The sequence below is a fragment of the Xanthomonas sp. NCPPB 3583 genome, from assembly GCF_041475715.2.
Classification (GTDB): domain Bacteria; phylum Pseudomonadota; class Gammaproteobacteria; order Xanthomonadales; family Xanthomonadaceae; genus Xanthomonas; species Xanthomonas euvesicatoria.
The window spans coordinates 1,190,334-1,203,738 of sequence record NZ_CM191263.1 but is presented as its reverse complement, the minus strand read 5'-3'; the positions used below and the strand labels follow the sequence as shown (position 1 = coordinate 1,203,738).

At 60.3% G+C, this 13,405-nt stretch carries 16 protein-coding genes; all 16 read right to left on the bottom strand.

From position 1 onward, the window contains the following. Nucleotides 1-16: 16 nt before the first annotated feature. On the bottom strand, nt 17-451 hold the full coding sequence (locus tag ACCQ07_RS05435) for a hypothetical protein (protein ID WP_184420270.1): 435 nt from the start codon (nt 449-451) through the stop codon (nt 17-19). Next, nucleotides 444-767, bottom strand: coding sequence for a head-tail joining protein (locus tag ACCQ07_RS05430; protein ID WP_372363871.1), 324 nt, complete (start codon nt 765-767; stop codon nt 444-446). Before ACCQ07_RS05430 ends, ACCQ07_RS05435 begins: the two co-directional genes overlap by 8 nt. Continuing rightward, nucleotides 764-1,594 (bottom strand): hypothetical protein, encoded by an 831-nt coding sequence (locus ACCQ07_RS05425; protein WP_372363870.1) that lies wholly within the window; start codon nt 1,592-1,594, stop codon nt 764-766. Before ACCQ07_RS05425 ends, ACCQ07_RS05430 begins: the two co-directional genes overlap by 4 nt. After that, nucleotides 1,591-1,902 carry a lipoprotein gene (locus ACCQ07_RS05420; protein WP_372363869.1) on the bottom strand — a complete coding sequence of 104 codons (312 nt, stop codon included), beginning with the start codon at nt 1,900-1,902 and terminating at the stop codon, nt 1,591-1,593. The genes ACCQ07_RS05425 and ACCQ07_RS05420 overlap by 4 nt, the downstream gene beginning before the upstream one ends. Then, the gene (locus ACCQ07_RS05415; protein ID WP_372363868.1) at nt 1,902-2,402 is read right to left on the bottom strand and encodes a hypothetical protein; all 501 of its coding nucleotides are present in this window, start codon (nt 2,400-2,402) and stop codon (nt 1,902-1,904) included. The genes ACCQ07_RS05420 and ACCQ07_RS05415 overlap by 1 nt, the downstream gene beginning before the upstream one ends. Beyond that, nucleotides 2,399-2,662, bottom strand: a complete 264-nt coding sequence (locus tag ACCQ07_RS05410) for a hypothetical protein (protein ID WP_372363867.1) — start codon at nt 2,660-2,662, stop codon at nt 2,399-2,401. The genes ACCQ07_RS05415 and ACCQ07_RS05410 overlap by 4 nt, the downstream gene beginning before the upstream one ends. Nucleotides 2,663-2,673: 11 nt before the next feature. Continuing rightward, nucleotides 2,674-3,135 carry a hypothetical protein gene (locus ACCQ07_RS05405; RefSeq protein WP_372363866.1) on the bottom strand — a complete coding sequence of 154 codons (462 nt, stop codon included), beginning with the start codon at nt 3,133-3,135 and terminating at the stop codon, nt 2,674-2,676. After that, the gene (locus tag ACCQ07_RS05400) at nt 3,135-3,563 is read right to left on the bottom strand and encodes a structural protein P5 (protein ID WP_372363865.1); all 429 of its coding nucleotides are present in this window, start codon (nt 3,561-3,563) and stop codon (nt 3,135-3,137) included. Before ACCQ07_RS05400 ends, ACCQ07_RS05405 begins: the two co-directional genes overlap by 1 nt. 81 nt (nt 3,564-3,644) lie before the next feature. Further along, the gene (locus ACCQ07_RS05395) at nt 3,645-4,001 is read right to left on the bottom strand and encodes a DUF2190 family protein (protein WP_372165354.1); all 357 of its coding nucleotides are present in this window, start codon (nt 3,999-4,001) and stop codon (nt 3,645-3,647) included. A 57-nt stretch (nt 4,002-4,058) separates the two neighbouring features. Further along, nucleotides 4,059-6,266 carry a ClpP-like prohead protease/major capsid protein fusion protein gene (locus tag ACCQ07_RS05390; RefSeq protein WP_372363864.1) on the bottom strand — a complete coding sequence of 736 codons (2,208 nt, stop codon included), beginning with the start codon at nt 6,264-6,266 and terminating at the stop codon, nt 4,059-4,061. Between the two features lie 2 nt (nt 6,267-6,268). Then, on the bottom strand, nt 6,269-7,825 hold the full coding sequence (locus ACCQ07_RS05385; protein ID WP_372165350.1) for a phage portal protein: 1,557 nt from the start codon (nt 7,823-7,825) through the stop codon (nt 6,269-6,271). After that, the gene (locus ACCQ07_RS05380; protein ID WP_372363863.1) at nt 7,825-8,040 is read right to left on the bottom strand and encodes a DUF6148 family protein; all 216 of its coding nucleotides are present in this window, start codon (nt 8,038-8,040) and stop codon (nt 7,825-7,827) included. Before ACCQ07_RS05380 ends, ACCQ07_RS05385 begins: the two co-directional genes overlap by 1 nt. Before the next feature lie 156 nt (nt 8,041-8,196). Beyond that, nucleotides 8,197-9,969 carry an ATP-binding protein gene (locus ACCQ07_RS05375; protein ID WP_372363862.1) on the bottom strand — a complete coding sequence of 591 codons (1,773 nt, stop codon included), beginning with the start codon at nt 9,967-9,969 and terminating at the stop codon, nt 8,197-8,199. Next, complete coding sequence (locus ACCQ07_RS05370) at nt 9,969-11,105, bottom strand: SIR2 family protein (RefSeq protein ID WP_372363861.1); 1,137 nt, start codon at nt 11,103-11,105, stop codon at nt 9,969-9,971. Before ACCQ07_RS05370 ends, ACCQ07_RS05375 begins: the two co-directional genes overlap by 1 nt. A gap of 60 nt (nt 11,106-11,165) precedes the next feature. Next, nucleotides 11,166-11,516 (bottom strand): hypothetical protein, encoded by a 351-nt coding sequence (locus ACCQ07_RS05365; protein WP_372363860.1) that lies wholly within the window; start codon nt 11,514-11,516, stop codon nt 11,166-11,168. Then, nucleotides 11,513-13,390 (bottom strand): phage terminase large subunit family protein, encoded by a 1,878-nt coding sequence (locus ACCQ07_RS05360; protein ID WP_372363859.1) that lies wholly within the window; start codon nt 13,388-13,390, stop codon nt 11,513-11,515. The genes ACCQ07_RS05365 and ACCQ07_RS05360 overlap by 4 nt, the downstream gene beginning before the upstream one ends. Between the last annotated feature and the right edge of the window lie 15 nt (nt 13,391-13,405).

Here is a 13,405-nt window from a genome sequence, read left to right as displayed (position 1 = left end):
GGTGCCGCGTGCGGCGTCAGGTAATGGGGATGTGCGTTTGGTAGGTGAGCAGCGCGCCAACCCAGCTCATGCCCGCCTCGGGCTTCACCGGCTCCATGGACACGTACTGCGGGAACTGGATGCCCGGGGGGTAGCGGAACTGCTGGTCTGCCATGGCCAACTCGATGTCTGCCACCAGCGCGTCCAGCCGCGCCTGCGCGGTGTCCAGCGGCGCGGGCGCCTTAACCACGACCACCAACGTGGTCAGGCGATGCGTGCGCGTCAGTGCGCTCTCGCTTGCGCGCTGCTGTTTGGCCACCAGCACGGTCAACACGGCATTGGCGTCTTCGTCGACCTGGCCCGGCTCCAGCGTCAAGCTGGCGCCGGCATCGGTCTGGTAGCCGTTCGCTACGCTGATGCGCTGCAGGCAGCTGCCCACTGCAGCGCGCAGGTGTTCGCGCGGGCTAGCCATGGTCGGCCACCCACTGGCTGACGGATTCGTCCTCGCGCACCCGCTCTGTGAGCACCAAAGTTTCGCCATCCAGCAGCACGCGCCCACGTTTGGCCGGCTCCACTTCGGCACGCTGCAGCGTCACAAGCGTGTAGCCAGTGCTCACCGGTGCGAGGTCGCTGCCGAAGTCGCGCACGTCGCGGTCGATCTGCACAGTGCACGGCACCGTCTCCGTCGCACCGGGTGCCTGATAGCGCGCGCCATCAGCCAAGCCGACGTCGGCAAAGGCAGCAAATGCGGTCGCATCGAATGCCTGCATAAACTTGCGCTGGTTCATGCCTGCACCTTCGCAATCGCGCTGCGGATCGCCTTGTCCAGCTCGCGGTTGAAGTAGAACGGCATCAGCTTGTCCCAGGTGCGCTGGGCCAGTCCGAAGATGTCGTAGCGCGGCGTGTAGCTGGCACGCGAGGTGAAGACGAACACGCTACGTACCGCACTGCCGAAACCGGTACCGATGCGCTCATAGATGCCCGGCGCCAACTTGCCGCGCTGGCGCTGCAGGGCGAAGTAGCGACCGCCGCGGCGCACGGTGCGCTGCATCACTGCAACAGTGTTCAGTCGTGTGCGGCCCAGATATTCCGCGCGGCTGCGATCATTGCTGCGTCGCTTGGCCTTCTCGTTGCTGGCGTTTTGATAGGCATCGCGCTGCGCGCCCAGCTGCGACAGGATGGCTGTCACCTGGCCGCCGGGCACGTTGCCGTATTGGTCGGTGCGCGCTCCGCGGCCAGTGACTGCAAATTGCCCGGCCGGCATCAGGCCCTTGGCCTGCAGCAATACCTCAAAGCCTTTCTTCCGGCGCTGGCCGCCCTCCACCTCAGTGCGCAAGTACTTCGACGGCGGCGTGCCCTTGAAGGCTTCATCGCGCAGGAAGATCTCTGCGAACAAGCGCTCGCGCGTCGCCTTGCGGTACATCGCCGCGTTGATGGTGAGCGCCGTCGGTCGGTCGAACACGCGCGGCGCGGTGCGCTTCCACACCTCGCGGATCTCGTAAGCTGTGGCGTTGCACGCCTGCACGATCGCAAACGGCAGCTGCTCGCGCTCTAGCGCGCTGAACTGACGGCCCAGCAGGTTGTCGGCATCCACGGCGATGCGGAGCTGGCTCACGGGCTGCCCTCGCCCGCCGGCGTGCCCTGCAACTGTTCGATCTCGCCCAGATTGGCCTCGTAGAACTCCAGGCAGCGCTTGCGTCCACGCGAGACGTCCAGCACCTGCTCCAGCGTGCCGCTCTTCACCCACGCGCAGCGCTGCGTCAGGCGCGGCTCGATCTGCACGTAGGTGCGTACCGGCACGGCAATCACGGCCGGCGCTGGCGCCACGACCACTGGGCGCGCGGGATCTTCGCGCGTGATGCCCTTCTTGCCGCAGCCAGCCAGGGCAACGACCAGAGCGATGACGAACAGTGAACGCAACATCAGTAGCCTCCCAGGCTGGGGCACGCAGCAGCCAGCGCCTGCAGCGCCGCATTGCATTCGGCCGGGCGTTGGTCGTATTCCTGTTTGAACGCCTTGGCGCTGCGGTCAGCTGCTGCCTTGGCGATCTCGGTCTTGTCGCGCAGACCGGCGTTGCGCTCCTGCAGCATCCGCAGCTTTTCGGCCTCGGCCTGCAACTTGGCGGCGATGGTCGCCAGCGCGGCGTCCTTGTCGGCGTTGTTGCGCTCCAACTCGGCGCGTTTGAGCTGGGCCGCTTCCAGGGCTGCCGTGCGGTCGCTTTGGCACTGCGCCACCTGGCGCGTCACCACGATCACCTGCTGCCCCTTGCGGTAGGACGTCAGCGCAGCAATCGACAGCAGCGCGGCAAGACACGCGCAGATGACCTTGAGCCGGCTGCCCGGCTTACGCAGCCAGGTCAGCGCATCAGCTGCCCAGCCGAATATCAACGCAACGAACGCCTTGAGGAAGGCCAGGATATTCATCGCTCGCTCTCCCGCCGGCGCCACGGGTAAATCAGCAAAACCGTCAGGCACACGCGCACCAGCAGCACGTACCAAGGCGCGGGTGTGTGCTGCGCCAGGTCGCGCAGAAAGATGCCCAACATGCCGACAGCCAAACCAATGAAGCAGGCGCCTCGCAGCGCCCAGGCAGCGTGGTCGCGCGCACGCTCGCCGGCATGAAAGGTGTGCAGCAGTTGCCATGTCGTCGCACAAAACACGGCCAGCGTGCTGACCAGGCTCACGAGATAGATGCTCATGCAGCACCTCCGGCACGCCCGGCCAACCGGTCGGACCACTTCTGCAGCGCACCCAAGTAGTGCGGCAGCATCGGCTTGATGATGAAGCCGCTCAGCCCGCTCACCGCAATGCCGATGCGGTGCACTGATGGAAAGTAGTTGGCCAGCGCCACCACGATCCAGCCGGCGGCCAAGGCGAAGCCCAGCACGAACAGGCCGAGCAGGCCCACGCGCAGCAGCAGCGTCAGCCACTGCACGCCCGGCCCGCCACTGGGCGCAGACACCTTGCCCACGTCGATCTCGCTAAGCAGCAGCAATCCGACCAGCGCGCCGGCCACCGCGGCCAGAAACCACGATTGCGGGATGCCGAGAAACAGATGCTCGCTGCCGGTGATCACCTCAGTGACCACCGCACTACCCGCGCTGGTCGCCACCAGCAGTGCGGCCGACTTGAGCACCACCGTGGCGCCGCCGTCCATCACCGGGCAATCCCCGCCAGCTCCACGCCATCCCAGATGACCGCATCGCCCCAGAAGTTGCCGCCGTTCTCGTGTTTGGCAATCGCCTTGGCCAGCTGAAATGCGGTTGCCGGCGCTTCGACATTGATGCGCTGGTCCAGCTCCACACCCAGTGCCTTGGCGACTTCGCGCACATAGGCGCCGGTGTCGTTCTCCACCGGCGGCGCCCAGCGGTTGATGATCCCGCGCACTGTGCGCAGGTCATGCTTGCGCTGGTAGGTCAGCAGCGTTTTGACCAGGGCACGAAAGCCGTATTCGGGCGTATCGAACACCGCAAAGCGGGCCTCGCGTGCGCGTGCGGCGGCGGTGCGGTCTTCGCCCTGCCAAGCCACGCCGGTACGATCGATGTTGCCTGGATTGTTGTTGCGGACGCCGCGCGGCGGGGCCATGTGCTGATCCTTGAGGTCAGGTTGAAGAGAGCCACCACCGCACGCGCCACCCGGGCATCTGCGTGCGATGATGGGTAAGGCTTAGGCGGCCACCGGGGTGGCGGTGCCAGGCGTCAGGCGCACCAGCACCGTTGCGGCGCCGTTTCCGGACGCTTCGATGGCGTAGCCGATGTTGTTGATGTCGCCAGCGCCACCAGAAGCCGAGATGGCCTGCTTGGTGTCGGTATCCCAGTTGACCGAGGCGCCACGCGCGAACACCGCGGCCGCCAACTTGGGCAGTGCAAACACGCCTTCGACGTGCGCAGCAATCGTTTCGCCAACTGCGCCGTCGGTGACGGCGACAGCCACCAATTTGCCGTCAGCGATCACACCGCCGCTAGTCACAGCGGTGGTCAAGGTCACGTCCAGCACGCGGCCGTCTTGATATCCGTTTTTCATGGGGAGTACTCCAGATGCGAAGAGACGCCGCACCGCGCCCGCGGTGCGGCAGGCGGCTTACTGGCCGGGGTTCTTGTAGATGCCGCGGTAGTCGGCGATGGCCGGTGCCGCGTCCATGCGCACCTTCCAGGCCACACCGTCCACGGTGAACCCCTCGTGCTGCTCCAGATACGGCGTCTGGTTGCCATCCAGGTAGCCCACCACCAGCGCATCCACGTAGGCCGAATTAGCCAGGCCGTACCACGCCTTCGGGTCTGCACCATCCAGACGGCCATCGCTCTCCACCTCGAAGGTGTTGCGCACGATGTTGGGTGTGGTCTGGTTGTTGGCACCACCCACGGCAAACTCGGCAGCGCGCACGGTGAGCGCCGCGCCGGAAAGCGCCACCGGCGTCAGCAGCGTTTTCATCGGCACGCGGATCACGTTGCCGTCCGCATCCTTCTGCAGCGCCATCCGCGCCTGCATGGCGCTGACGCTCTCGGTGGTGATGGTCGCGGCCGGCAGCAGGTTGCCGTGGTCGGCGTGGAACAGCGTCTTGCCATCGGCAAGCCGCGGGTTCTTGATGATCAGCTCGAATACCGCCTTGGCCAACGTGCGCTTGGCGGCCTGGCCCATCTTGCGCGGCACATCGCTGAAGATGCCCAGATCGTCATTGATGATGGCCTGGCGGGTAATCGTGAACAGTCGGCCCCAAGTGACGATCTGCATCGACTGCGATTGCTCGCTGAAGGTGCCCTGCTTGTACTCACCGCCCTCCCGCACCGGCAGCAAATCCGAGAACGCGCCCAGACCCACCAGGTTGGTCGGCTTGAAATCCGGCACGCTCACCGCGCGGGTGAACTCGCTAAAGCGCTCTTCCACTTCCTGGTAGCCCTGCAACACCGAGCGGCGCGCGGCATCGCCCAGCAGCGCCGGGAAGTCGGAGGCGGAATGGGTGAACGCCATGCCCACGATCTCGCGCCGGTCCATGCCGCGCGGATTGACGCCAGCCTGCACCAAGCACTCGCGCGCCATCTCGGCGAGCGAGTGGCCGCGGTACGGGTTGTCACCGGTGGCCTGGGCCAGGCCCACGCGGGCCTCGATTGCGTTGGTCATCGCTGCGCGCACGTTGTCGCGCTGGTCGCCGCCAGCAACAACCCCAGCGCGGCCATTGAGCGGCTCGCCGTTGCGGCCCATCAGCGCCAGGATGTGGCGGCCCACGTTGTCGGGGGTCACCGAAGGGTCGGCAGCGGCGATGACACCGTCCACATAAGCGCGGATCTCCGCATTGCCCATGTGCGGCTCGGCCATCGCCATGATGTCCGCATTGCGGCCGCGCATGGCGACCAGCGCCGCTTGCACGGCGGCCGCGGCATCCGGTGCAGCAGCGACAACCGGCGCCGGAGCCGGCGCAGGCGGCGTAGCCGTGGTGGTGGAAGCACCCTGCCCGCCACCGGCGTTGGCGAGGATGCGAAGATAGGTTTGTTGGGTCATAGGATCCTCGATGTGGCCAACGACGGCCGTTTGGGTGACCTCGGGAAGTGAGGCAAAAACGCTGGGGCTGAGCGCAGCGGCGATATGGCCGCGCAGCTGCGCGGCGACCGGCGCCGGCGCTTGGGTGATGGCCTGCAGGTAGCCGGTCAGCGCGACGACAGATGCGGCCTCGGCGCGGGCAATGGCAGGGGTGTCGGCGACTCGGTCTGCAAAGCCGAACTCCACCGCCTGCACGCCGGTGTACCAATGGTCGGCGCCATCGGTTAGCAGTTGCTCAACCTCCGAGCGCTTGCCGGTCTTGGTGGCGTACGCCTCCAACATTGCACCGGCATGTGCATCCAGCGCGGTCGCGTATTGGCGGAAAGCGGACGCATTGCCGGCAGCAACCGTGTGCGGCGCATGCACCATCAGCAGCGAGCTGGCGTACATCACCAGCTCATCGCCGGCCATGGCGATCAGCGAGGCAATTGATGCGGCCTGGCCGTCCACGAAGACCACCTTGTGCGCGGCGTGCTGCTTGAGCGCGTTGTAGATGGCCATCCCATCGGCCACCACGCCGCCACCGCTGTTGATGCGCACGTGGATCGTGCCGGCGGTGACCTGGCCAATCTGCTCCGCGAGCTGCAGCGGAGAGACAGATTCAGACCACAGGCTGTCGCCAATGGTCCCGTAGATCATGACCTCGGCCACATCGGCGGCACGGGCTTCGATCTTGAGCAGGCACGGGCCGAGCGCCGGGCCGGCATCGGCAAGCACGCGGCCCAACGTCGCGGTCAGTGCGTGGGTTCGCATAGTCAGATGTCCCTCAACATGTCGCGCGAAAGCTCGGCGCGCAGCTGCGCGCGGGCTTCCACAGGTGCCGGCGCGGCCGGCTGCAATTGCTGCTGCTGTTGCTGCCAGTCCTGGCGCTGGCGCAGCACTTCGTCAGGGTTGTTGCCGTACTGCAGCGTGTTCTGCTGCGGGCTCACCCAGCCGCGGTCCTCGGCCTCGCCCTTGGCGTAAGCCTCTTTGAGCGGGTCGATCCACGGCATGATCGGCCGCACGTAGGTGGAGGCGGCCAGATGCCGCAGCGTCCACCCGCGCGGCATACGTACCTTGCCGGACAGCACCGCCGCCTCAATAAAGCGCTGGCGCGTTGGCCGCACGAACAGCGCAATAAAGCGCTCGGCCAGCATCAGGTAGCTGCCCCACTTCTCCACCAGCTCCTGACGCTGTGCGGAGTACGTGCCGTTGTAGTCCAGCGACAGGCTGGAGTAGCTCACGCCGATGCCGCCGGCCGCGGCGCGCAGCTGCTCTTTGCGCCAGGTCGCTGCGTTCGGGTTCGGGCGATCGCTGCCCAGGCTCTCGATCGATTCGCCGGGCAGCAGGTCGTCGAAAATCGCGCCAGGCGCCATACGAAGATCGCGCCTCGGCACACCCTCCTGCACCAGGGCTACGCCGCCAAGTCCCTCGCCCGACGGTTGGTAAAGCTCGCCCGAGCCTTTCTTGATCTGAAACGTCATCGACGCCGCCACTTTGGCCGCGATGCGCTCGGATTCTTCGTAATCCTTCACGTCTTCAAAGCGCGACATCGCGCTGGCAAACACGCTCAGGCCACGCACCTGGTGCAGGCGCTTGAGGTTGGCGATGCAGTGCATCACCTCGGCGCTCACGCGCTTGGTGTCGGTGGTCCAGCCCAGCGGGTCGCCGGGGTGCTGCTTGTACACGTGGTAGGCCACCGGGCGGCCCCACGCGTTGCGCTCCACGCCCTGCAAGATGTTGCGGGCCGGGTCGTTGAAGTCCAACGGCACCAGGTCGGCCTCCAGCATTTCGATGCTGTAGGGCACGCCGCCGCCGTGCTCCAGGTATGGCACAACGCCGCTTAGGTCTTGGTAGAACGCCTCGCCATCACGCAGCCAGCTGCGTGCCAGCAGCTGCTGGCAGGCGCCGTAGTCATGCGCGCGGGTGACTTCGGGCGCATCCCACCATACGTCCCACAGCTCATCCAGCTGCAGAGCGAGATCGCGGTTGATGGGCTGGCCCGGCAGCCGTGGTGCAGAAAGCACGTCGATGCCGGAGCCCACGGTGTTTTGCACCAGCACGTTGAGCGCGTTGTCAGCCAGGTCCAGGTCGCGCTCAAGGTGGCGCGCTTGGTCACGCAGCTGCCGGGCATCCATGCCGGCAATGGCGTTACCACTGCCCCAGTCACGGGCCAGCTTGCGGCTGCGCGATGGGCGGGTCACCTCATGTGCACGTGCGACCACGCGCAGCTGCTGCTCGCGCACCGCCGTGCGCGTCTCGATGGCGCGCACGCTACGGTCAGTTGAGATTGCGACGCCGAGGCGCTCGCGGGCGATGCGTGCGGAGGCCATCAGGTGCGGCCACCGAAATCAGCCGTTGCCCAGCGAGCGCGACGACCTGCTCCAGCCTCTCGATCTACGGCGGCCTGCCACTCCTGGCGACCCTTACGGATCTCTGCCAGGTCCGCGCGGGTGAGCACGCGCTCACCGATACGAACGCTCTGCCCTTGCAGCACGGCAATCTCTGCCTGCTGGTATGTTGTGAGCATTTCCTGAGCCGTCTTCATGACGAGTCAGGCTAACTAGCGAATTGTCCAAATCCTAAAAAATTTTATAGACGCGACCGGCACCAAGCTCTTGATTATTAAAGGTCCTGACATCCTACTGTCCGCGACTTTGCCAAAAAGCAGACAAAACCTTCCATCCCCGGAAAAGCAGCGTGTTTACGGGGCAGCCCAAAGTGCATCCAGATCAACGTCCCCGCTGTCGGGCCTCCGGCCCGGGTCAAGCTCATCAACTTGTAACACCATCGGGATGTCGAATGATGTGCCCGTAACAACGCAGCAGCCCTGTGAAAGGTTTGGAATGATGGAACGAGACAGGCTGTCCAGTGTGGTCAATGCATTATCAACCAGAAAAAGGTCTCGGTCGTTCACCAAACGGTGAATGAAGAAATTGTGCAGTTGCGACACTATCGTGGCAGATATATCGGCAGGACGCTGACTCGCGATCGTGATAAAAAAACCAAACTTACGACCTTCTTTAATAATTTCCTCAAATAACTCCAACCTGTAGTCGCGCCAACTTTCTTGCTCGCGGGACGATTGCTGCGAAAGGATGTTATGAGCCTCATCAATTATCAAGTGCACAGTACGACTCGGAGGATAGCCAACCACATCTTTATGCTGATTATAAAAATGCTTGGCCACCAACAGAGGCAAAATTTTCTTTACATCGTTATTGCAATTTTTTAACGATATCACCGTAACTAGTCGCTCCAATTGCTGAGCAAGATTGACATCCAGAACTCTCCGAAGACTGGACATCGAAGACTCCATTCGTTTGATTAGTGGCTGGATATGATCAAATTGCACAAACCCGTTAATCAGCTCGCGCGTCAGTTGAACATATGCACGAATAATCAGCTGATCGAAAGAATCCAGATCAGACAAGTCTAATTGTTCAACATAAGGGCCAATTTTTTCGTCATATTGTGTTCCGTCAGCGTCAAAATATGTCGAATCGCTTCGTCGGATAAAGCGCTCCTGGATACTATGCCATGAGATAGTCTTAAGCAATGCTACTAAGCTTTCGCTCTTGAGGGTCGAGGCAATACCGCGCAATAGATCAAGTGCTTCAGGCCTCGGCCGAGCTGCACTAAATGCTCTTCGAAAGGTTGCCTTGCAGTAGTTGCTCATAGCGCCAACACTTGCTTCAAATATCTTCCTGCCTTCAACTAATCTAATCAAAAACGGCTTCTGAGTGTTTGGTGTAGCTTGAAACAGCAGCGAAAGCATCTCGGCGTTCCAAAATTCGTCTTTATGCAGAGGAAACTTATCACCTTGATCGCCCTGAGTTCTGAGCTTTAAAACCGTCTTTTGATCCTCCGAGATCAGCTGCGCCCCCGTATACTCCCCATTAAAATCAAGAACAATAAATCTGCTCTTCCCGACAATTACGTCAACCTTGTTGTCGAAAAGAACTGTATATAGCTTTGTCAATGTATTGGATTTCCCGCTTCCAGTATTGCCAAAAACACCGATGTGGCTATTGAACAATCGCTTCCAGGGCAGGCCAATTGGCACCTCCTCTTTTAGAGTTCTACCAATCACAAAGGTACCGACAGCTTCTTTCCCATAGATTTGCGATATCAGTCTTTCTGGCAGCAGAAAAGCGACATCCCTAATCATAGGCAGAAATTTAATTCCGTGTTTAAAGACCCCTTCTTCAAAATACCCAACTGGGCGCACGTCAACCTTACGCATGTATACCGCAGCGGGCCCATCCCCCTCGATTCTGTTTTCGTCTAGGTATTCCCCTTCGACAATACAGACAATATCGCGAAATCCGCGCTGCACAGAGATATATTCTCGAATCGAAATACCCTTAAATTTCTCCCCGTTATAATACAGGGACTCTTTATTAGATTCCTCTTGAATTCGCAGGGTGATTTTTACGCCGTGGACGGCTATAACCTCTCCGACCTTTATAGACATCAGACCACTCCAGGCAATGAAATTGCTTGAGTAGGTCGTTGAATGTTAAAAACAGATTCATTGAACTCCGTAAAACTCATTTCGTTGTCGGCAAGTACTATAAATTTAACATTAGCGAAAAGCTTGAATTTAGGGGCCAAGCGAGAATGCTCACTAACCGAATAACAGCAAATGAAAACTTGCAATGTCGGATTAGACAGCGACCTCTTAATGAGGTTCAAAATATGTTCGTCTGCAAATGAAAACCCAAAGGAGATTAGAACGGAATTGGGCTTTTCCAATTCGTAAGTGAGATAACGAAGCATCTGATAGTAGTGCTCCTCAAACACTGTCTCGTTAAATTTCCACTTCGTTGGATTAACGATTGGGAGCGCCCGATATTTCTTCCAGAATGCTTCGCTTATATGAGGAGGCATTGGCAATGCGGTCAAGTTATCGACGTCATTATTCGGGTCATATAATTGATCTGAGAATGCTTCTACATCCGGAATTATAAAGTCGGGAAGATAAGATTCCTTATGATCAATCCCATAGTCAACCACTATACTATCAGCAACCTTCTTCCAATAAATTGAACCATGTAGATTAATCAGATTAATCTGCGGGATACCGCTCAAACCCTTGTCAAAAACTCCCGCCTGACAAAGATATGAGTTGAAATTACGCGCATGTAAGTAGCGAGTTCTAAAACCCCGAGTTCCATCATTGAGATGGAAGTCAAACTCACCTTTTCTTATAAGCGCATCCGCTGCATGAAAAAAACAACTGTCATAGTTTGTTGTAAAAACATTGCAACGCCTGTCAAGCGCTTTTCGCTTTTGAAGGATGCGCAATAATGTCGCGGTAAATACCTCGTAATTCGACAGGACTTTCTTCTTATCCTCAGTATTGGCATCTTCTGGGCGGAAGATCTGTGCGGGCCTTATGCATGTTTTGTAATAATGAGCAAAAAGCCAGTCGAAACGAGCATCCTGCTTCTCAAACCGAGTTGCTAATTCTTCAATTGTCGAGGTTAGCCCAATTTCATCCTTGATTTTTAGTGCGAGCGTCGGCAAGAGTCCCACTGACGCACCAGAACCGATTAAAAAACTGAGGCTCTTGTCATAAATATCAGCAACCTTGATGTGGTCTTCCATGTCGCGGCTCTTTTGTTGACCCACAAGTCTTAACCGGCCCAGTCATTTGCGCAAGCAAGTTCATTGATGAGCTTGCTTTGCAGCAGACAATTCTTGACGGCTGCTGCGTTGACACTGACGTTTTTTCCTCCCCGGCAAGCCACCGGGGAACAGGTCGTAAAGTTTGGATCTCGACATGTCGAACTCTTTCACGACCTGCTTAACGGTTGCTCCTGCTCGAAGCTTCTCCGCAATGGTTTCCAGAGGATAGGTTCGACGTTTTGAAGGAAAGTAAAGGTGTTCACCTGCGAAGCAATCTAAGACAGCATTAACGAAAGGCTCTGCCATTTTTCGGCTAATACCTATGTCTGCCTCCAACGCTTTCAGTATGCGGCAACGGAGGTGCCCATCTGATCCAACTTCATTAGTCATAGGAGAGTCCAATCCTCTCGAGCAAACCCGGACGATCGCTTCACTGTTCGAATCTGCCTGGGTTCCGACGGGGCCAGTGGTGCCTGACCGGCAGGGCTGGTTCCACGGGAATCGTTTCCCCCGCAATCTGCAGTGGATTCAGTTGCGCTTCGAGTTGTCTGCATGCGGAGAGATATCGAGGAGCAAGTGCGGTCATCCAGGGCGTCCCAGTCGGACCTACCGTAACGGTGTATTCGCGCCTCAGGATGGTGCCCCGCTGCATACGCATAGACCCATGTATCAAGCGGCTCGTTGCGAACGACTCGCTTTTCGAAGCGATTTTTGACCGGGTTGTACACTTCCGACACTAGCCCTGGGAAGAACTCTGGCGGCAGCTGATCGCTGAAGTGCACCAGGCGCGCATCGGCCTGCCGCTCCGCATCTGCTGACAGCCGGCTGTACAAATAGTGCTTCGCCGCCACACTACCTATGTGGTAGATCGTGATGCCGCGCTTGTCGGTTCGCCCTCGCCAGGTGACGTCGACCAGCTTTCCCTTCGAAAGGATCGGGGCGTTGTTCGGCACGGCGCCAAAGATGCACATCGGACGAGTGATCAGCCGCTGGCGCACGTAGTGCTTCACCGCCTCTGTCCGGTGGCCACCGGCATCGATAGCAGTAGCGAGCGGCCGCAGCTGGGCCCCATCTTCGCGCTCAATGGGCCGGTTCAGCAGATCAGTCAGCGCCACCCACACTGCTTCCTCAGCGGGGTCGCCCGGCAGCTCGACATAATCCAGAGTCCAGGCGGCCATCCCCCTGCCCCATCCCACGATGTGCACCGCCAAGCGGTTGTCTTGCGTGTCGACGCCTACTGTGATCGCCAGCACGCCGCGCGGCGCATGCCGCAGGCGGTACGGTTCCGCGCGGTCGGCGATGACGTTGTGCTTCACCGCCCGCATCGACGGATCTTCCCACGTCTCCGCAAGCCGGTCGTTGATGAACGTCTTGAGGGAGGCGGGATCGTTCTGGGCATCGAGCCACTCGCGAGCCAGATCTGCCCAGCGCGGCCCAAGGCCGAATTGGTAGTAGAGACAATTGATCGTATAGCCACGTACATCGGAGTCTGGATTTGCGGCTACCCAGCGGCCGGCCGCGATCATGTCGGTTTTGTGGTGCTCCTCGATCGCGGTGCCGCAGTCGCTACATGCGTACCAGGCGTGCTTGGCATCGGGCGACCACACCAGGCCGCTCCAACTCAGCGCCTGGTAATGGCCACAGTGCGGGCAAGGCACGTGGAACCGGCGCTGGTCGCTTTTCTCATAGAGCTTGGCGATGCGGCTCAGTCCAGCGATGCCGGGGGTGCTGATGTAAAGGCGCTTGTACGTGGTCGGGAATGCCGAGGTGCGCCCGTCCAGCATCTTGACCGGATCGTCGCCCGTGATGAGCTGCTGCGGTGCCTCGTCGATCTCGTCGACGCCCAGGTACTTCACCGTGGTGGATTTCAGCCGTTGCGGGCTGCCCATGTGCTCCACGTAGAGCTGGCCGCCGGCGAAGTCTTTGAAAGTGCGCTGGTTGGCGCTGTCTCGGCTGGCAGTGCTGCTGAGCGCGCGGCGCACGGCCGGGCACACTTCGATCATCGGGTTCAACTTCTGGGCAATCCACTTGTTCATGGAGGCCTCGCCCGGCAGCGCGTACATGATCGGCGCCGGTGCGTAGTCCATCCAGTAGGCGATCGCGTTGGTGGCCAGCTGGCTCTTACCGAACTGGATCGGGAACATGGCCACCAACTGATGCACTGGGCTGCGCGCGGACATGGCGTCCATTGGCTCGCGCAGCGGTGGGTTGCGGTCGGTGACCCAGCGTCCCGGCTTGCTGCTGCCCTTACTCGACAGACGCATGTGCTCATCGCACCA